Raw genomic sequence first — 18516 nt, forward strand, 5'->3', positions numbered from 1 at the left:
ATAACCTGATTCCACAATTCGTGGTTGTGGGCGCGCGCCACGTCACATCTCAGGAGGAACCGGCAGTTATGTCCATCCAGAAGATCGACGTCAAGTACACCGCCGTCGCCACCGCCGAGAACGGCCGCGACGGCCGCGTGGCCAGCGACGACGGCAAGCTCGACGTCGTCGTGAACCCCCCGAAGGAGATGGGCGGCAGCGGCGCGGGCACCAACCCGGAGCAGCTCTTCGCGGCCGGCTACAGCGCTTGCTTCCAGGGCGCCCTCGGCGTCGTCGCCCGCAAGGAGAACGCCGACATCTCCGGCTCGACGGTGACCGCCAAGGTCGGCATCGGCCAGAACGAGGCCGGTGGCTTCGGCCTGGAGGTCGAGATCACCGCCTCCATCCCGAATGTGGACGCGGCCACCGCGCAGTCCCTGATCGAGAAGGCCCACCAGGTGTGCCCCTACTCGAACGCCACGCGCGGCAACATCAAGGTCGAGCTCGCGGTCGCCTGACCCGGCCCGCCTCCGCGTACGCGAGGGCCGCACCCCGAAGCGGGGGTGCGGCCCTTCGTCGTACGCGTCGCAAGGCGACGTACGTCGGTGGAAGGCGCCGTACGTCAGCCCGTCGCGAGCGCCGCCTCGTGCACCACCCGTGCGAGCCGCTCGTTCTCCGCCGCGGGGCCGCCGGGGAAAGCGAACCGCCGCCGCGCGTACCCGTACGCGAGACCGCTGCGCGGATCGGCGAACGCCTGCGAGCCGCCCGCGCCGCTGTGCCCGATGGCGCCCGCGCCGAGGAACGGGTACCAGGCCTCGGCGGTGGCCTGGAAGCCGACCGCGAACACCTTGTGGGCCCGCGCCACCAGGTCGTGCCCGATCGACTGGATCTGCCCGAACTCGGCGAGGGTGTCGGGCTTCAGGAGCGCCTCGCGTCCTTCGATCCCGGTGGTCGCGGCGGCGTACATCCCCGCGAGGCCGCGCGCCGAGGCCACGCCGCCCACCGACGCGGGCCCCTTGGCGCGTACGAGGCGGGAGTTGGGCAGCGCCTCCAGGTCGGTGGGCTGTGCTCCGTTGCGGTTGAAGGCGATGGAGGTGAGGGTGTGCGGCCCGGTCGGCAGGGCCGCGAGGAGCGCCTGCTGCTCCGGCGTAGGGGCCATCGGCAGGACCGAGTGGAACCGTCCTTCGTGCTCCTCGGGCAGGCCGAGGTAGAAGTCGAGCCCGAACGGGGCGCGCACCCGCTCCTCGTACAGCTCCTGAAGCGTCCGCCCGGTGGCCCGGAACACCACCTCGCCCGCGAGCGCCCCGATGGACAGGGCGTGGTAGCCGAAGGTGGTGCCGGGCCGCCAGTACGGGCGCTGTGCCGCCAGGCGCGCGGCGACCGCCCGGTCGTCGGCGAGTTCCTCGGGGGAGAAGCCGGAGTCGGCGCCGGAGACGCCCGCGCGGTGTGCGAGCAGCTCGCGCAGGGTCACCGCGCCCTTGCCCTCGGCGGCGAACTCCGGCCAGTAGTGGGCGACTTCACGGTCCAGGTCGAGCACGCCGTCCTGGACGAGCAGGGCGACGACGAGGTGGGCGGCGCCCTTCGTGGACGAGTACACGCCGTACAGCGTGTCGGCCCCGGTGTCGGGCCCCACCCACAGGTCGACGACCCTGCGGCCCTTGACGTACGCGGCCAGCTGTCCCGCGTAGTGGGGCTCCTCACCGGCGAGGACAGCGGTGAACTCGTCGCGCACCGCCTCGAATCCCTCGACGACGGTGCCCTGCACTCGGATCTCACGGGTCATGCTGAACAGCCTCCAGGGCGCGACGGGACGATCGTGCTCCGGTCAACCGCCCCACCCCGGCCCGGCATTCCCGCCCTGCCCCGGCCCGGCATCCCGCCCCGCCCGGGACGGGATGCCGGGCGCGGCCTCAGCCGACGCTCAGCAGCGCCCGCCCGACCTGCGGGAACACCCCCTTCGGGTGGTCGCGGAAGAGCGGCTCGGTGCCGAACAGGACGACGTCCGTGCCCTTGGCCGTGCCGCTGACGACCGCGGCCTGTCCCGCGGCGTCCTTCGGCCCGCCGCTGCCGTCCTGCGCGGCCCTCCAGTGCCCGGACACCAGCGGGTTGCCGGTGCCGTACCGCTGCTCCACGCGCACACCCGAGCCGAGGCCGGTGAACCACACGGGGCTGTAGACGAAGCTGTGGTCCGGGGCGCCGCCGGTGATCGTGCCGCCCGAACCGGTCACGCGGACCACGCCGTTGGCGTCGCCGTTGCCCTCGACGGGCTCGGCGGCGATCAGCTTCGCGTCGGAGTTCAGCGCGGCGCCGCCCGCGCCGCGGCCGACCAGGCCGCCGTCCTCGGCGAGGAAGCGGTCGAGGCCGGCCTTCGCCGAGGCGTTGAGCTCGGTGTAGTCGAGGCCCGCGGAGACGAAGAGTACGTCCGCCTTCTTCCAGTCGAAGCCGGAGTTGAGCGTCGCGGTCGACACGGGCACCACGTCGAAGTGCATCTCCCGCAGCGCGAACAGCTCGCCGGGCGTGACGGCCGCGGCGACCCGCGTGCGGTGCAGCGCGGCGCCCCCCTTGGCCTTCGTGGCGTCGAAGGAGACGTCGTACCTCTTCGCCGCCTTCGCCGCGGCACGGCGCGCGGACGACGGCACGATCGCGCTGCCGTCACGGTCACGGCGTACCGAGATCCCGTCCGCGAGCAGGGAGTTGAGCGCGGCGATCTCGCGCGGGTCGTCGAGCCGCAGCCGCAGATTGCCGCGCGGCGCCACGTACCCCACATGAGAGGCGGCCCGCACCGGACGCGCGTGGACGCCCGACAGGTCGCCGCCCTTCACGGCGTCCACGCTCGCGCCCCACAGCCGTCCGAGGCTCCAGCCCGAGATGTCGTACATGGTCGACACCTTGTCGCTGATGTCGCGCCCGTCGGCCAGCATCACATTGGCCAGGCCCCGCTTGGGCTGGTGCATGTCGACGACGTACGAGCCCTTCGCGTACGTCCGCCCGCCGAGCCGGAAGGCGTGGCTCGCCCGCTCCACGCGGACGTCGCCCGCGATCAGATGGTCCACGAGCCGCGCCGCGGCCGTCGCCGAGCGCTGGTCGCGACCGCTGCCCTTGGCGCCGCCCGCCGGAATCACGTACGCACGCGGGAACTCGGTCGTGTACACGTCCTCGGGACCGATCCCGGGCACGCCGGGCACGGTCTCCTCCGACACCGGCACCTGCTTCGCGCCGGTCGCGCCCCGCCGGAACACCTCGATCTGGTCGGCGATCACCGAGGTGCGATGACGGTCGGTGTAGTCGAGGGTGGCGCGCATCGCGGCGCCCGCGATGTCCGTGTTGATCCTGGCCCTGCGGCGCAGCTCCGCGACCGGCTGCGACTCGTACTCGTCGTTGTTCACCTGCATCGGGAACTCGATGGTGTGCGTGGCGACCGCGCCGTGGAAGGGCATGTACTGCGGGGTGAAGATCGGCGGCCAGTCGTCCCAGCCCTCCTCCTGGTCACGGAAGGGGATGACGGCGGGCTTCACGCCGTCCTTCTCCTCCGTGTACCCGAGGCCGTTGACGGCGGCCTCCATGCCGAGCGCGTTGGCGTAGGAGTTCTTCAGGAAGAGGTCGTACTCGTAGTTCTCGCCGTGCGGGGGAGTGGTCGGCTCGATCAGCGTGCCGTTCACATAGCCGTGCAGGTCGATCATGACCGCGGGCTGCTTGGCGATGGCGATCTGCCGGACGGCGCGGACCTCGGGCTGCGAGGCGGTGATGAAGTCGCGGTTGAGGTCGAAGCCGTTGGCGTTGGCGCGGGTGCCCGCGATGCGTCCGTCGGGATTGGTGGTGATGTTGAAGTAGAGGCGGTTGTGCGCGAGGAGGTCCTTGCTCTTCGCGTCCTTCGCGCTCGCCAGCTTCTCGATGAGCTTCAGGGCCGCGTCGGTGCCCTCCCACTCGTTGCCGTGGATGTTGTTGTTGATGAAGACGGGTGTCTTGTACGAGGACTTGATCGCCCCGTCCTTCGCGGCTCCCGCGGGGTCGTTCTCTATTCGCTCCCGCATCCGCGTCTGCCGGGCCGTCTCGCGCGCGGACTCGGGGGCGGTGACGGTCACGAGGTAGAGCTGGTGCCCGCCCGCGGAACGGCCCGCGATCTCCACGCTCACGCGGTCGCCGACGCGCTGCAGGGCGTTCAGCTTCGGGGCTATGCCGTGGTACGGCGTGAGCCCCAGCTTGATCGACTTGTCGGCCGGATTCTCCGGGGGCACGTCGAGCTGCTGCTCGCGCGGGTACCCGCGGCCCTTGTCACCGCCGAGCCCCGGGGCCGTGGACCGCGCGTCGCCGAGGGCGCGCTCGGCGGCCGCCTGTGGCGTCTTGGCGGCCCGGTCGGCGCCGAGCGGCGAGCCCTCGCGGGTGACCGGACGGGGCGTCGGGTCCGCGGTCGCGCTGCCCGGGGCGAGCGCGGTGAGGACCAGCGCGCCGACCGTGGCGGTGGCGGTGAGCAGAACGGGTCTGTGCGGAACGGGCCTTTTCGGCCGGGATATACCCATACGTACCTCCGGAAGATCGGTAAGCGAGGTCTTACCGGTTCAACTCCCGTTCAACAAGAGGGCCTTGCTTCCCTCCTGTGCCGTCCCGGCGCACGCCACCTGTGACAGTCCTGGCACATGACCACGAACAAACCCCCGGCGACCTGCGGCTAAGGTGTGCCGCATGCGCGATCTCGGTGTGGGCTTCGGCTACTTGATGAAGGGCCAGCGCTGGGTCGCCCAGCACGGCAAGCAGTACGGATGGGGGCTGCTGCCCGGCCTCATCACGCTCGTCCTCTACGCGGCCGCGCTCGTCTCGCTCGCCCTGTGGGGCGTCGATCTGGTCGGCTGGGCCACGCCGTTCGCCGACGACTGGTCCTCGCCCTGGCTCGGCCTCTTCCGCGGCTTCCTGACGGCCCTGCTCTTCGCCCTCGCGCTGCTGCTCTCCGTCGTCACCTTCACCGCGGTGACGCTGCTCATCGGGGAGCCCTTCTACGAATCGCTCTCCGAGCAGGTCGACATCTCCGAGTGCGGCCACGCCCCCGAGTCGGGCCTTCCGCTCTGGCGCGACCTGTGGATCTCCGCGCGGGACAGCCTGCGCATCGTGGTGCGCGCGGCGCTGTGGGGCGTCCTGCTCTTCGCGCTCGGCTTCATCCCGGTCGTCGGTCAGACCGTGATCCCGATGGTCGGCTTCTGCGTGACCGGTTTCTTCCTCGTGGAGGAGCTCACCGCGGTCGCGATGCAGCGCCGCGGTGTCCAACTCCGCGAGCGCCTCGCCCTGTTGCGCGGTCGCAAGCAACTCGCCTGGGGCTTCGGGACGCCGCTCGCCGTCGCCTTCCTGGTGCCGTTCGTCGCCGTGTTCCTGATGCCGGGCGCGGTCGCGGGCGCGACGCTGATGGCACGGGACCTCCTTGGCGAGAACGGCTCGGACGGCGACGGCTCACGTACCGCCGTCGCGGGTCAGGACGACGACGAGGCGGCGACCCCGAGGATTCCCTTCACCTGAGCGATGATGTCGAGCCGGTTCCGCACGAACTCGGGATCGGTGACGGCGCCCGTCGCCGGATCGGTGTTCCCCGCGCCGAACTGCAGGACGGGCGTGTGCACATGGCCGCCGGGCAGCCTCTCGTGCAGCCCGAGCCGGTCGCGCAGGAGCGTGGCGCGGTAGGCGATCTCGTTCGACAGGTAGTTGCCCCCGCCGCCCTCGCGCGCCGTCGACCCCTCGGTGGGCCCGCCGGGCCTGACCACGGGCTCGCCGCCGCCCGCCGGGATCTCGGTCACCGACGTGTTGTCGTACACGGGGAAACGGCCGGTCTTCGCGGCCACGATGTCCTTGTACGGGAGGGTCGTCGACGTCCACTGGGGCTGTGAGGCGGGGTCGCCCACCGGGACGGTCCCGGTGCGCGAGAGGTTGTCGTTGTCGGGGAAGCCGCCGCGCCAGGCGCCGTTGGTCCGCTCGACGTCGAACTTTCCTACGCGACCCTGGCTGATGGTGGTGAACAGGTCGACGCGCGGCAGATGCGGCCGCAGTGCCCGCTCCACGGCCCCGTCCGAGAAGTCCTGCCAGCGCACGGGGAAGGTCACCGCCTCGATGCGGGCAGGCCCGTCGGCGGTCCGGATCGTCGTGCCGTCCAGGGCGAGCGCGGCGGCGCCCGACGGGTTGCTGATCCGGACGTCCCGGTCGAGGGTGAACGGGTCGAAGCCGGTCACGAGGATGCGCTTGACGTGCCCCTTGCCGCGCCCACCGGGGTAGTGGACGGCGTCCTGCCCGCGTGAGCTGCGCTCCAACTCGCCTATGAGCCGCGCCCGCTGCTCTTCGTCGAGCCGGAAACGGCCGGGCTCCCACTGCCGCAGCTCCCGCGTCATGCCGAGCCGCGCCCAGTACAGCGGCCGGTCGTCGTCCCGGCTCAAATCCCCGCCCGCCGGGCCGCGCCCTTGCGCACGGTCCACGGCCCGCCGCCACAGCGCCTTTCCTTCCCGTACGACGAGACGCCTGGCCTGGCCGTAGGAGTGCGCCTTGTCCAGCGCGCGGGCCAACTCCGGTGCGGCGGAGTCGAATCCGCTGCGCCGCAGGATCTCCTGCGGGGCGGCGCGGTCCAGCCGCAGCTCCTCGGCGGTGGGGGCCGTGCGGCCTGCCGGGGCGGCGGAGGCGGGAGCGGGGGCGGCGAGCCCGGCCAGCAGGGCGGCGACGCCGAGGGCGCCAAGTCGTGAGAGCACGCGAGTCCTTCCGTAACCGGTGGGGTGGCGGAAGTATCGCGGGACGGGAGGGGCGGGCGCTACGGGGTGCGTACCGCAGGGTGGGCGGGGCTAGGACGCCTTGCGCGTCATCCGGGCGCGGGCGGCGGCCGCGAGCAGCACGCAGCCGACGGCCCCGACCGCCAGGTCCGTCCACGCGGGCGCGCCGGCCTCCCGCAGCAGGGCGGAGACGCCGAAGCTGGTGTTCCAGCCGGACTCCGTGACCGCGGAGCCGAAGCCCTGCACGACCAGGATGAAACCGAAGAGCGCCAACAGGCCCTCGGAGGACTTCTTGGATTGCGTTGCCATCTGCGTATCTCCCCGAACGTGGCGCCGTGCGTGCGGCACCGCTTCTCCTCTGCGGCGCCACGCGTGCGGCACCGCTTTTTCCGATGCGGTCGCATCAGATCATGCATGCAGCCGGGTTACGATGCAACCGCATCGAAAACTTCACGCCCCGCCCGACGCTCCTGGAAGGAGCCATCTCACGTGCCCAGACAGGTCGACTACGAGGACCGCCGCAGTCGCATCGCCGAAGCGGTCTGTGTCCTGATCGCCCGCTCCGGGATGGAGTCCGTCAGCCTCCGCGACGTCGCCGCGGAGGCGAAGGTGTCGATGGGCGCCGTCCAGCGCTGCTTCCGCACCAAGGACGAGATGCTGCTCTTCGCCCTGGAGGGCATCTCGCGCCGGATCGGCGACCGCGCCAAGGCCCGCATCGAGGCCTCGGACTCCCCGCAGTCGGCCGTGACCCTGCTGGACCGCACCCTGTCGGCGCTCGCCCTGGTCGAGGAGGAGGACCGGACGGAGGCGCGGGTCTGGGGAGCCTTCGTGGCCCACGCGGCGGTCAGCGACGAACTCGCGGCGGTCCTGCGCGAGACGTACGCGAAGCTGCGCGAACTCCTGGTCTGGCTGATCGGCTACGGCCAGGACACGGGCGAACTGCGCACCGGCCTGGACCCGACGGAAGAGGCCCACGCGCTGGTGGCCCTGACGGACGGTCTCACCGCCCAGGTCCTGGTGGGCCACCACACACCGGAGTCGGCGCGGGGGGTTGTGGGGCGGTACGCGGAGGGGCTGAGGGCGTAACGAGGGCGTGGGAGGCGTCACGCTGCGCGGATGGCGGGCAGTCGCTCGCTCGGGCCGACCGGTCACCGCTTGCGCCGGGCCTCGGCGCCGGTCCCGCCGTGCGGGTGTGCCGCCCGCACGGACTGCCGCTCGCTCTGCGTGAACCGATCGCCGGGGCGCGCCGCTCGGGCTGTCGGTGCCGGGTGTGTGGGCCGGGGTTCGGGCTGTCGGTGCCGGGTGTGTGGGCCGGGGTTCGGGCTGTCGGTGCCGGGTGCGCGGACCGGGGTTCGGCCTGTCGGTGCCCGCCGCGCGGACCGGCGGTCGGCCCCGCCCCGTAATTCGGTTGCCGCTTCCGCCCCGCCCCCGCGAAGCTCGGCCCATGACCACCACCCCGGCCGTCGCCGCCCTGCCGCTGACCGTCCCCGCCGCTGGTCCGGTGCGGGGGCAGCGGCAGACCGGCCGACCGCGGAGGCCGATCACCGCGCGCGCATGAGCGCGGTCCTGGTCGCGGGGCTTCTCGCCGGGTACGGCATCGCCATGCCCGTCGGCGGCGTGGCGACCTACCTGGTGGCGCTCACCGCGCGCACGTCCCTGCGGATCGGCGCCTGCGCGGCCCTCGGCGTCGCGACCGCCGACGGCCTCTACGCCCTGGTCGCCGCGGTCGGCGGCGCCTCGCTCAGTGACGTCGTCGAACCGGGCGTCGTGCCGCTGCGCTGGGCCTCGGTCCTGGTGCTGCTCGCCCTCGCGGCACGCGGCGCGAGGGTGGCCGTCCGCCAGTACCGCGGGCGCGGCACGGCCACCGGCGGAACCGGCACACCGCCGGGCCCCGCCCGCGCGTACGCCGCCCTGCTCGGCATCACGCTCCTGAACCCCGCCACGGTGATCTACTTCGCCGCGCTCGTCCTCGGCAGCCCCGCCACCGCGTCGCTGACGCACCTGGAGCAAGTGGCCTTCGCCCTGGCCGCGTTCACCGCCTCGGTGAGCTGGCAACTGCTCCTCGCGGGCGGCGGCGCACTGCTCGGCCGCGCCCTGACGAGCAGCAGGGGCCGCCTGCTCACGGCGCTGGCGTCGAGCGCACTGATCACGGGCCTGGCGGTGCACCTCCTCGCGTCGGCGCCGTGAGCGGCGTTCGGTTCCGCTGCCGACGGAGGGTTCGGGCCGTTGCCGACCGAGGGCTCGGGCCATGCGCCTCGGCCCGTCCCTCTCGATCGGCCCGTCTCGGTCAGGCCACCTCGGTCAGGCCGCCTCGGTCAGCCTGCCGACGACGAGCCGTGCGACGCGGACCATCGCCGGGTTCGTCTCCTGGTTGTAGTACGCGAGTTCGTCGAGGGCGATCGTGAGGGCCCAGCCCCGCCCGCGCTCCCACATCGCGTCGTCGGCCGCGGGGCCGAGCCCGGCACGGAAGGCCTCGCGGGCCCCGGCATCCATCAGGTACCACGCGGCGATCAGATCGACGGCGGGGTCGGCGAGGCCCATGCAGCCGAAGTCGATGACGGCACCGAGGCGGCCGCGGTCGACGAGGACATTGCCCGGCTGCAGATCCCCGTGCACCCACACAGCGGGCCGCTCCCATGCCGGGGCGGCCACGGCGGCGTCCCACACGGCGGTCGCGGCCCGCTCGTCCACGGTGCCGCGCAACCCGGCGATCACCTCGCGCGTGCGGGCGTCGCGCCCGGCCAGCGGGTCGCCGCGGTAGGAGACGGGCGCCCCGGCCGGGTCGACCTCGCGCAGCGCGACCAGGAACTCCGCGACGTCCTTGCCGAACAGGGCGGGCTCCGCGAGCGGTTCGCCCGGATCGGGCGTCGCGCCGTCCAGCCACCGGAAGACCGACCAGGGGTACGGGTACCCCTCGCCCGGCTCGCCCTTGCCCAGCGGCGCGGGCACGGCGACGGGCAGCGCCGCCGCGAGCCGGGGCAGCCACCGGTGCTCCTGATCGATGTCCTCGGCGGCCCCCGCCACCCGCGGCAGCCGCACCACCATGTCCGCCCCGAGCCGGTACATGGCGTTGGACGTCCCCGCCGATTCGACGCGCTCCACCGGGAGTTCGGCCCACTCCGGGAACTGGCCGGCGATCAGACGACGCACGAGGGCCTCGTCCACGTCGGCTTCGTCGGCGTGCATCCTGCCTTCGGGCACGGGGTCTCCTTGATCGGGCATCCCATCGTCACCACACGGATGTCCCGACGCATCCGATTTTGCTTTTGTCCTTTGTCGTGTGGCTATGGTGATCACCGCGCCCGACACCTTTGACCGAATTGTCGTGGCCTGGCATTCGGCTCGCGGAGGCACCCCCGATGAAACGGATCCTGCCCGTACTCTGCCTGGCCGCCACCGTCCTGCTGTCCGGCTGCGGCGTCGAGGGGGCCGCCCCGTGGAGGAAGGACGCGTCGGAGGACGGTCCTCCGAAGGCCACCGCGCCCGTGTCCGAGTCCGCGGCCGAACTGGCCGACCGGTACGGCACATCGGGAGGGGACAAGGGGGTCTACGGGATCAGCCACGCGAAGGACGAGAGCGGCGTCCTCGTCCTGACCGTGCGGACCCGCAAGAAGGACGGATACGAGCCGTTCGACGACTTCGCCACCCACCTCGCGGCCTTCCTGGCCGCGGAAGACGTCCGTCTCGACAAGGGATACGTGCTCAACGTGTACGGCCCCGACGGAGTACGGCTGCACAACTACAGCACCGTCGTGGAGAACACCCCATGATGCGCGCACCGTTCACTCGTTGATACGACGGCCCCGGCGGCGCGCCCCGTCACCCGGCCGGGCAGGCCGCCCGCAGCGCCCGCAGGAAGGACGCCACCGAGGGTGGCACCGCGCGGCCGCGTGGCGTCGCCGCGTACACCGCGCGCGTCGGGGCGGAGTCGTCACGCAGCGGGACCAGGGCGATGTCCGGGCGCACCGACTCGGCCGCCAGCGCGGGGACCAGGGCCACGCCGAGCCCCGCGGCGACGTACCCCTGTTTCGCGGTCCACTCCGCGACGACGTGCGCGACGCGCGGCCGGAAGCCGTGGTGGAGCGCCGAGTGCAGCAGGGTGCCCTCGACGCGTGCGCTCCCGGATATCCAGTCCTCGTCGGCGAGTCGGGGGAGTCGGAGGTGGGGCTCGGACGCCAGCGGGTGGGTCGAGGGCAGCGCGACGTACAGCGTCTCGTCGAGCAGATGATGCAGCTCGTACGCGGCGTCGGGCAGCGCGCCTCCCGTCGTCGAGACCACCGCCAGGTCGAGCTCGCCTTCCGCGAGGCGGGACAGGAGCACGGGTGTGAGTCCCTCCTCCCGGGTGAGGGCCACGCCGGGGTGGCGGGCGCGGAAATCCGCCAGCGCCCGCGGCACGAGCCCCGCGTCCGCCGTCGCGAACGCCCCGACCCGCAGCAGCCCTCCCGATCCGTCCCGCAGCGACGCCAACTCCCTTTCCACGCGCCGCAGTCGGGCCAGCACCTCTTCCGCGTGCGGCAGCAGGGTGCGGCCCTGCGCGGTAGGGCTCACCCCGCGCGGCAGCCGGTCGAAGAGCGGGGCTCCGCCGAGTGCCGACTCCAGGGCGGAGATCTGCCGCGACACGGCGGACTGCGTCCACCCCAGCTCCCGCGCGGCCACCGTGAACGACCCGTGCCGGGCCACTTCCAGGAAGGTCCTCAGCCAGACGGTCGAGAGGTCGGGGGGTGGGGCGTCCGGCAGGAGTGCGATGTCCACCGGTCGCGCGATGTCCACCGGTCGCGCGCTGTCCGCCGGTCGCGCGCTGTCCGCCGGGCGTGCGGTGTCCGCCGATTGCGCGCTGTCCACCGGTCGCGCGGTGTCCGTCGGTCGTGCGGTATGCGGTTTCGGCATGGCTCGCATGCTAGAGCCTCGCTTGTCGCATCCCCGAGCCGGGCCTAGCGTCGGGGGCATGGAAAAGATCGCATTCCTCGGACTCGGTCACATGGGTGAGCCGATGGCCCGTCAACTCCTCGCCGCAGGCCACCCGTTGACCGTCTGGAACCGCACCGCGGCGAAGGCGGAGCCCCTCGTCGCCGCCGGGGCCGAGGCCGCGGCGAGCCCCGCCGACGCCGTGCGCGACGCCGATGTCGTCATCACGATGCTCGCGGGCCCCGACGCCGTGCGCGACGTCGCCGAGGCCATCACCCCCGCGCTGCGCCCCGGCATCCACTGGGTGGAGATGTCGACCGTCGGGCCCGACCTCGTCAAGGAGTTGGGGGAGCGGGTCCCCGCAGGGGTCACCCTCGTCGACGCCCCCGTCATGGGCAGCACCGACAAGGCCGCGGCCGGACGCCTCGGCATTCTCGCGGGCGGCGACGCGGCGGGCGTCGAGCACGTTCTCGCCCGCTTCGGCCCCGTCACCCGCACCGGCGCCCTCGGCTCCGGCGCGGCGCTCAAGCTCGTCGTCAACACGGCGGTCATCGGCGGCGTCGCCCTCGTCGCCGAGGCCATGAAGCTCGCCGACGCCCTGGGCCTGGACGAGGCCACCGCCAAGACGGCCCTCGCCGGAGGGCCGCTCGCCGGCGCGGTCGCCCGCGCCTTCGCCGCCGACGTGCACTTCGGCAGCGACCTCGCCGTCAAGGACGTCGGCTTGGCCACCGGCATGGCTCAACTGCCGGTCATGGAGGCCGTGTCGGGCCACCTCGAGGCGGCCGCCGCCGACCCGGACGTCGTCCACGAGGACATCTCCCGCGCCGTCACCCACATCCGAGCCCGACGCGACGCCTGACACCGGTCCGCGACAAGGAGCGAGCATCATGCAGATCACCCTCGACAACCCCACCACCGCGCCCCGGCCGCTCGGCCCCTACTCCCAAGTGGCCCGGGTCCAAATCGCCGGCGGTGGTGCGTTGTTGTACCTCTCGGGTCAGATCGCCGAGGGTGGCGACGTCGCCACGCAGTCCCGGGGGATCTTCGAGGCCCTCGACGCCCTCCTGAAGGCCCACGGCGCCACGCTCGCCGACGTGATCAACATCCGTACGTTCATGACGGACATCGACACCCTCGCCGAATACGCCTCCGTACGCGGGGAGTTCCTCACCGGAACCCCGCCCACCAGCACCACCGTCGAGGTCCCGCGACTCTTCCGCCCCGAGGCCCTAATCGAGGTCGACGTCGTGGCCGCCGTCGGAGCCCCGGCCGGACCCCTCCCCAAGTAGCGAGAGAAAGGCCCTGAACGCCCCCGGCATGTCCACCGAATCGGGGTCGAGCAGCCACTGGTACTGCAGCCCGTCCATCACGGCCGTCATCAGCGGGGCGGCCGCCTCCGGGGTGAGTCCGCCCGGCAGGCGGTCCCCGTACTCGGCGCGCAGCACCGCCGCGAAGTTCGCCCGCACCGCCTCGTACCGCCCCGTGAAGAAGGCCCGCGCCGGATGCCCGTCCGTGACGCTCTCGCCGAGCAGGGCCGAGAAGGTCTGCACGATGCCGGGGCGCATCGCGTTGTACTCGACCAACGAGCCGAGCAGATCGAGCCGCCACTCGCCGCGCGGCACCGCGTCCCACTGGTCACGCGCCTCCAGGACGGCGACCAGCAGGGCGTCCTTGGTGGGGAAGTAGTGCAGCAGGCCCTGCTGGGTGAGCCCGACCCGCTCGGCGACCGCCCCGAGGCTCGCGCCCCGGTACCCACGCTCGGCGATGACCTCGAACGCCGCCCGGAGGATCTCCGCGCGCCGCTCCTCGCTCCTGGCCCTGGCCGCCATGGCCCGCCCCCCTTCCTGAAGTCCCTGCTCGGAGGACCGTACGGCATCTTGAGATAACGGCAGCATAACGGAACCTACCGATCTACAGGTGTGCGATGCAGGATGGAGGCACCGGCGCAGACGGACCGGCACGGTACGGACTCAACGAGGAGGCACCGCCATGGCGGGAACCCGGCCCACCGAGGCCACGCGGGCGGACCAGGACCAGGACCAGGGGCAGGGGCAGGGCCGGGAGCAGGGGCGGGACCGGGACCGGGCCAGGGAGGCGGCCGTCGAAGCCGCGCTCGGCAAGCTGGATCTCGACGCCAAGGCCCGCCTGCTCGGCGGCCGGAACATGTGGGAGCTGCACGCCCTGCCGGAGATCGGCCTGAAGCCCCTCGTGATGTCCGACGGCCCGATCGGCGTGCGCGGTGTCCGCTGGACCGCCGACGACCCCTCCATGGCGCTGCCCTCCCCGACCGCCCTCGCCGCCACCTGGGACCAGGATCTGGCCCGCCGCGCCGGCGTGCTGCTCGCGCAGGAGGCCCGCCGCAAGGGCGTGCACGTCCTCCTCGCACCCACCGTCAACCTCCACCGCTCCCCGCTGGGCGGCCGTCACTTCGAGGCGTACAGCGAGGACCCCTACCTGACGGGCGTCATCGGCACCGGTTACGTCCAGGGTGTGCAGTCCGGCGGCGTCGGCACGACCGTCAAGCACTTCGTGGCGAACGACGCCGAGACCGACCGCTTCACGGTGGACAACAAGGTCTCCCAACGCGCCCTGCGCGAGCTGTACTTGGCCCCCTTCGAGGCGATCGTCGAGAACGCCCGCCCCTGGGGCATCATGACCGCGTACAACCAGGTCAACGGCGTGACCATGACCGAGCACCGCCACCTCGTGGGCGAAGTCCTGCGCGGCGAGTGGGGCTTCGACGGCTACAACGTCTCCGACTGGATGGCCGCCCGCTCCACCGTCGGCGACATCGAGGGAGGCCTCGACGTCGCCATGCCGGGCCCCCGGACCGTGTACGGCGAGCCGCTCGCCGCCGCCGTCCGCGCGGGCGAGGTCACGGAGGGGACCGTCGACGCCGCCGTCCGCAACGTCCTGCGCCTCGCCGCCCGCGTCGGCGTCCTCGAAGGCGCGGAGCCCGTCGTCACCGAACCGCCCGCCGAGATCGACGGCGAGGCCCTGGCCCGCGAGATCGCCCGCCGCGCCTTCGTCCTCGTACGCAACGAGGTACGCGGTGAGGTGCACGACGAGGTGCGCGGTGAGGTGCACGACGAGGTACGCAACGAGGTGCGCGGTGAGGTGCACGACGAGGTACGCAACGAGGTACGCGGTGAGGTGCACGACGAGGTACGCGGTGAGAATCGCGCCCTGCCGCTGTCCCGCACCGGCACCGTCGCCCTTATCGGCGCCGCGGCCCGCGACGCCCGCGTCCTCGGAGGCGGCTCCGCCACCGTCTTCCCCGCCCGCGTCGTCTCCCCGCTCGACGGCCTGACCGATGCCCTTCCCGAGGGCGCGCTCTCGTACGCGATCGGGGCCGACCCCAGCGACGAACTCGCCCCCGCGGACAAGGGGTTCGTGCTCCGCGCGGTCTGCCGCGACGCCGACGGCACCGTCCTCGGCGAGGGCAACCTCCCCACCGGGCAGGTCCAGTGGATCGGCGACGACCTGCCCGCGGGCGTCACCCACGCGACCATGGCGAGCGTCGAGGTCGTCGGCACCTTCACGCCGCGCGAGAGCGGCGAGCACACCTTCGGCACGCGCGGCCTCGGCGCCTTCACGCTCACCGTCGGCGGCGACGTCCTCTACAAGGGCGTCCAGGAGATGGGCTCCGAGTCCGACCCCTTCGAGGCATTCTTCGGCTCGCCGGTCGAGCGCGGCAGGGTGGCGCTCACCGCGGGCGAGCCCGTCGAGATCTCCCTGCGGCACCCGCTCGGCAAGGCGCCCGCGGCCCCGCTGCCGGGCGTCATGTTCTCCCTGGTCCACCTCGGCCCGCGGCGCGGCGCCGACGAGTTGATCGCCGAGGCCGTCGAGGCCGCCCGCGGCGCCGACACCGCGGTCGTGGTCGTCGCCACCACCGAGCGCGTCGAGTCCGAGGGCTTCGACCGCCGGGACCTGCGGCTGCCGGGCCGCCAGGACGACCTGGTGCGCGCGGTGGCCGCCGCCAACCCGAACACCGTGGTGGTCGTCAACTCCGGCTCCCCGGTGGAGCTCCCGTGGCGCGACGACGTCGCCGCGGTGCTGCTCGGCTGGTTCCCCGGCCAGGAGGGTGGCGCCGCCCTCGCCGACGTCCTGCTCGGCACCGAGGAGCCCGGCGGCCGCCTCCCCACGACCTGGGGCGACTTGGCGTCGGCCCCCGTCACCGAGGTCACCCCGTCCGACGGTGAGCTCGCTTATGCCGAGGGTGTGTTCATCGGCTACCGCGCCTGGGAGAAGGCCGGCGCCACCCCGTCGTACGCCTTCGGCCACGGCCTCGGCTACACCGACTGGACGTACGAGTCGATGACCGTCGAGGGCACGACGGTCACGGTCCGCGTCCGCAACTCCGGTGAGCGCGCGGGCCGCGAGGTCGTCCAGGTCTACCTGGCCCCCGCCGCCCCCGCCGCCCGCCACGGCGCCGTCGACGACGACCGCCCGGCCCGCTGGCTGGCCGGTTTCGCGGGGGTCGAGGCGGCACCCGGCGAGAGCGTGGAGGTGACGGTCGAACTCCCGCGCCGCGCCTTCGAGACGTGGGACGAGACCACGAACGCCTGGACGTACCGAACGGGCATGTACGAGGTCCAGGCGGGCCGCTCGATCGCGGACCGCCGCCTGACCGAGACGCTGGTGGTCTGAGGCACCTCGTCAGGGGTGCTCCGTAAGGGTGGTGGGGAACTGCGTGCGCCAAGCCACAACGGACCCGCAGACGAACTCACCGCGCCTCACCGCGCCGAGAAGCCGTACACCGTCTCCGACCGGTACACCCCGCCCGGCCGCAGTTCCGTACTCGGAAACCGCGGCCGGTTGGGGGAGCCGGGAAAGTGCTGCGTCTCCAGGGCGACCCCGTCGCCCGGAGCGAACGGCAGGTCGGGCGCGAAGTGATCCGCGGTGTACAGCTGGAGCCCCGGCTCCGTCGTCGCCACGGTCAGGACCCGCCCGGACCCCGGATCGCTCAGCTCGGCCACCTCGACGGGCTCAGCGGTGACGCCCTTGTCCAGCACGTAGTTGTGGTCGAGGCCGGGCCCGAGCGCCCGCGGCGCGCCGAAGTCGAAGCGCGTCCCCGCCACGTCCTCGTACTCCCCGGTGGGAATCCCGTCACCGTCCACCGGGGTGATCCGCGAGGCCGCGATCCGCGCCTCGTGTCCGAGCGCGGTCCCGCTCCCCGCCCCCGCCAGATTCCAGTACGTGTGGTTGGTGAGGTTCACGACGGTCGCCGCGTCGGTCGTCGCCTCGTACGCGATCCGCAGCGCGCCCGCCTCGTCCAGCGCGTACGACGCCGAGACCGCGAGCCGCCCGGGATAGCCCTCCTCGCCGTCGGGGGAGACCCGCGAGAGCCGCACCGCGTGCTCGCCCACCGGCTCCGCGTCCCAGATCCGCTTGTCGAAGCCGCGCTCGCCGCCGTGCAGGGCGTTGGGCCCGTTGTTCCGCGCCAGGTGGTACGCGCGCCCGTCGAGTTCGAAGGCGCCGCCCGCGATCCGGTTCGCGTACCGCCCCACCAGCGCCCCGAAGTACGGCCCAGGATGCTTCAGATACCCCTCGATCCCCTCGAACCCCAGCGCCACCGGCGCCACTCGCCCCGAGCGGTCGGGAACTTCCGCCGACTGCACGATGCCGCCGTACGTCAGGACGCGCACCCGCACTCCGCCCCTTTCCAGCGTCCAGCGGTGGACGGGGCTGCCGTCGGGAAGCGTCCCGAAGAGTTCACTGCGCATGATCGCGACCCTACGCCGGGCCGCGGCCCGCTACGCCACGGGCTTGGGGGACGTCACCTGGCGGTAGGCGATCTCGGCGAGCCGCGACTGCCCGTTCTTGCTGGGGTGGAACCAGTCCCAGTGGCTCAACTGGTCGCCGTCGAAGCGGTAGTCGAAAACCGCCCCGCCGTCGTACCGACAGCGGCGGTCCTTCGCGCACACGTCCTTGAGTACGTCGTTGTACGCGATCACGCGGTCCTGCACCGACTCGCGCCGCTGCGTCGCCCCGGTGTCCAGGTCGTCGGGGTCGGCCAGCATCGAAGAGCAGATGCCCAGCTTCCACACCTGTTTGCCCAGCGGATTGGTGCGCCCCGTCGACCAGAGCCGCTTCAGGTCCGGCACGGACGACACGTACACCTGCGTCTTCGGCAGTGCGCGCCGCAGTGTGCGCATCGCCTCCTCGAAGTCGGCGCGGAACTCGCCGACGGGCGTCATCGCGGCGGCCGAGGAGCGGCAGGCGTCATTGGCGCCCACCATCACGGTCATCAGCTCGGGCCGCTCGGCGGCGGCCCGTTCGATCTGCTCGGACAGATCCGTCATCCGCGCGCCGGTCTTCGCGTGGTTCCAACTGTGCGAGACGGCACGCTCCTTCCCGAGCAGCCGTGTCGCGAGGCTCTTGATCTCGGGGTCCGAGCCGGTCGCCCAGGACACCTCGGGGCAGTCGGAGAGGACCGAGCAGGCGTCGAAGCCCCGGGTGATGGAGTCCCCGACGGCGGCCATCGAGCGGGGCGAGGTGTCCCAGGTGGGGGTGGGTTTGGGGGAGGGCTTGTGGGCCGACGGACCGTTCGGGGCCGAGGAGTTGCCGCCCTGCGCGTCGCAGGCGGTGAGCGCGCCGGCGCCGAGAAGGGCCGCCGCCGCGAGAGCGACGGCGCCGCGCGAGCGGTGCCTGCGGTTCCGCATCCCCTGGTCCCCTCTGTCGTCCCACGTGACGTGGTGCGTGTCGCCGTACGTGTCGTCGTGCGCTTGCCCGGGGTTGCGCCCCGCCGGGTGAAAGGTCGGAGTTTCCTGGCCTCCGGACCGACGGTACGTCACACTCCTTGCGCCGCCGCACGGTAGCCTCGGCCCGTAGCTGCCGGGCCACTGCTGTCACGGCAGCGACAGGGCGGGTGATCCACCCGGTGGCGCCCCGCTGTTGT

At 72.9% G+C, this 18516-nt stretch carries 17 protein-coding genes; 8 read left to right on the forward strand and 9 right to left on the reverse strand.

The genetic code is table 11. The annotated features are described in order from the left end of the window. Positions 1-68: 68 nt before the first annotated feature. Positions 69-497: an organic hydroperoxide resistance protein gene (locus AB0B50_RS15265; protein WP_362330681.1), complete on the forward strand. Its 429-nt coding sequence runs from the start codon at positions 69-71 to the stop codon at positions 495-497. 104 nt (positions 498-601) lie between these two features. Here the strand turns inward: AB0B50_RS15265 and AB0B50_RS15270 are convergent, their stop codons facing one another. Further along, positions 602-1762, reverse strand: coding sequence for a serine hydrolase domain-containing protein (locus AB0B50_RS15270; protein ID WP_362330683.1), 1161 nt, complete (start codon positions 1760-1762; stop codon positions 602-604). Positions 1763-1889: 127 nt separating this feature from the next. After that, positions 1890-4496, reverse strand: coding sequence for a M14 family zinc carboxypeptidase (locus AB0B50_RS15275; protein WP_362330686.1), 2607 nt, complete (start codon positions 4494-4496; stop codon positions 1890-1892). A gap of 163 nt (positions 4497-4659) precedes the next feature. Here AB0B50_RS15275 and AB0B50_RS15280 point away from each other — a divergent pair, with 163 nt between their 5' ends. Continuing rightward, complete coding sequence (locus tag AB0B50_RS15280) at positions 4660-5481, forward strand: EI24 domain-containing protein (RefSeq protein WP_362330689.1); 822 nt, start codon at positions 4660-4662, stop codon at positions 5479-5481. Here the strand turns inward: AB0B50_RS15280 and AB0B50_RS15285 are convergent. Then, a complete protein-coding gene (locus AB0B50_RS15285) occupies positions 5436-6692 on the reverse strand; it encodes a pyroglutamyl peptidase (RefSeq protein WP_362330692.1) in 1257 nt (418 codons plus the stop codon). The genes AB0B50_RS15280 and AB0B50_RS15285 overlap by 46 nt on opposite strands. A 90-nt stretch (positions 6693-6782) precedes the next feature. After that, positions 6783-7019 (reverse strand): hypothetical protein, encoded by a 237-nt coding sequence (locus AB0B50_RS15290; RefSeq protein ID WP_362330695.1) that lies wholly within the window; start codon positions 7017-7019, stop codon positions 6783-6785. A 180-nt stretch (positions 7020-7199) separates the two neighbouring features. On the opposite strand from AB0B50_RS15290, the gene AB0B50_RS15295 reads away from it, so the two are divergent. Both AB0B50_RS15295 and AB0B50_RS15300 read left to right on the forward strand, forming a co-directional pair. Further along, positions 7200-7796: a TetR family transcriptional regulator C-terminal domain-containing protein gene (locus tag AB0B50_RS15295; RefSeq protein ID WP_362330698.1), complete on the forward strand. Its 597-nt coding sequence runs from the start codon at positions 7200-7202 to the stop codon at positions 7794-7796. Between the two features lie 468 nt (positions 7797-8264). Next, the gene (locus AB0B50_RS15300) at positions 8265-8897 is read left to right on the forward strand and encodes a LysE family transporter (RefSeq protein ID WP_362330701.1); all 633 of its coding nucleotides are present in this window, start codon (positions 8265-8267) and stop codon (positions 8895-8897) included. A gap of 114 nt (positions 8898-9011) precedes the next feature. Here the strand turns inward: AB0B50_RS15300 and AB0B50_RS15305 are convergent, their stop codons facing one another. Next, entirely contained in the window at positions 9012-9896 is an 885-nt protein-coding gene (locus AB0B50_RS15305; RefSeq protein ID WP_362331595.1) for an aminoglycoside phosphotransferase family protein, read from the reverse strand. Positions 9897-10069: 173 nt separating this feature from the next. On the opposite strand from AB0B50_RS15305, the gene AB0B50_RS15310 reads away from it, so the two are divergent. Next, the gene (locus AB0B50_RS15310) at positions 10070-10480 is read left to right on the forward strand and encodes a hypothetical protein (RefSeq protein ID WP_362330703.1); all 411 of its coding nucleotides are present in this window, start codon (positions 10070-10072) and stop codon (positions 10478-10480) included. 49 nt (positions 10481-10529) lie between these two features. Here the strand turns inward: AB0B50_RS15310 and AB0B50_RS15315 are convergent, their stop codons facing one another. Then, positions 10530-11597, reverse strand: a complete 1068-nt coding sequence (locus AB0B50_RS15315; RefSeq protein WP_362330706.1) for a LysR family transcriptional regulator — start codon at positions 11595-11597, stop codon at positions 10530-10532. Positions 11598-11655: 58 nt separating this feature from the next. Between AB0B50_RS15315 and AB0B50_RS15320 the strand changes: the two genes are divergently transcribed. Next, entirely contained in the window at positions 11656-12474 is an 819-nt protein-coding gene (locus AB0B50_RS15320; RefSeq protein ID WP_362330709.1) for an NAD(P)-dependent oxidoreductase, read from the forward strand. 28 nt (positions 12475-12502) lie between these two features. After that, complete coding sequence (locus tag AB0B50_RS15325) at positions 12503-12904, forward strand: RidA family protein (protein ID WP_362330712.1); 402 nt, start codon at positions 12503-12505, stop codon at positions 12902-12904. Here the strand turns inward: AB0B50_RS15325 and AB0B50_RS15330 are convergent. After that, positions 12845-13444, reverse strand: coding sequence for a TetR/AcrR family transcriptional regulator (locus tag AB0B50_RS15330; RefSeq protein WP_362330715.1), 600 nt, complete (start codon positions 13442-13444; stop codon positions 12845-12847). The genes AB0B50_RS15325 and AB0B50_RS15330 overlap by 60 nt on opposite strands. A 160-nt stretch (positions 13445-13604) precedes the next feature. Between AB0B50_RS15330 and AB0B50_RS15335 the strand changes: the two genes are divergently transcribed. Next, the gene (locus AB0B50_RS15335) at positions 13605-16265 is read left to right on the forward strand and encodes a glycoside hydrolase family 3 C-terminal domain-containing protein (protein WP_362330718.1); all 2661 of its coding nucleotides are present in this window, start codon (positions 13605-13607) and stop codon (positions 16263-16265) included. Positions 16266-16351: 86 nt separating this feature from the next. On the opposite strand, the gene AB0B50_RS15340 is transcribed toward AB0B50_RS15335, so the two are convergent. Both AB0B50_RS15340 and AB0B50_RS15345 read right to left on the reverse strand, forming a co-directional pair. Beyond that, positions 16352-17341, reverse strand: a complete 990-nt coding sequence (locus AB0B50_RS15340; protein WP_362330721.1) for an aldose epimerase family protein — start codon at positions 17339-17341, stop codon at positions 16352-16354. A 30-nt stretch (positions 17342-17371) separates the two neighbouring features. Next, complete coding sequence (locus tag AB0B50_RS15345) at positions 17372-18280, reverse strand: SGNH/GDSL hydrolase family protein (protein ID WP_362330724.1); 909 nt, start codon at positions 18278-18280, stop codon at positions 17372-17374. Between the last annotated feature and the right edge of the window lie 236 nt (positions 18281-18516).

The sequence above is a fragment of the Streptomyces sp. NPDC041068 genome (assembly GCF_040647455.1).
Classification (GTDB): domain Bacteria; phylum Actinomycetota; class Actinomycetes; order Streptomycetales; family Streptomycetaceae; genus Streptomyces.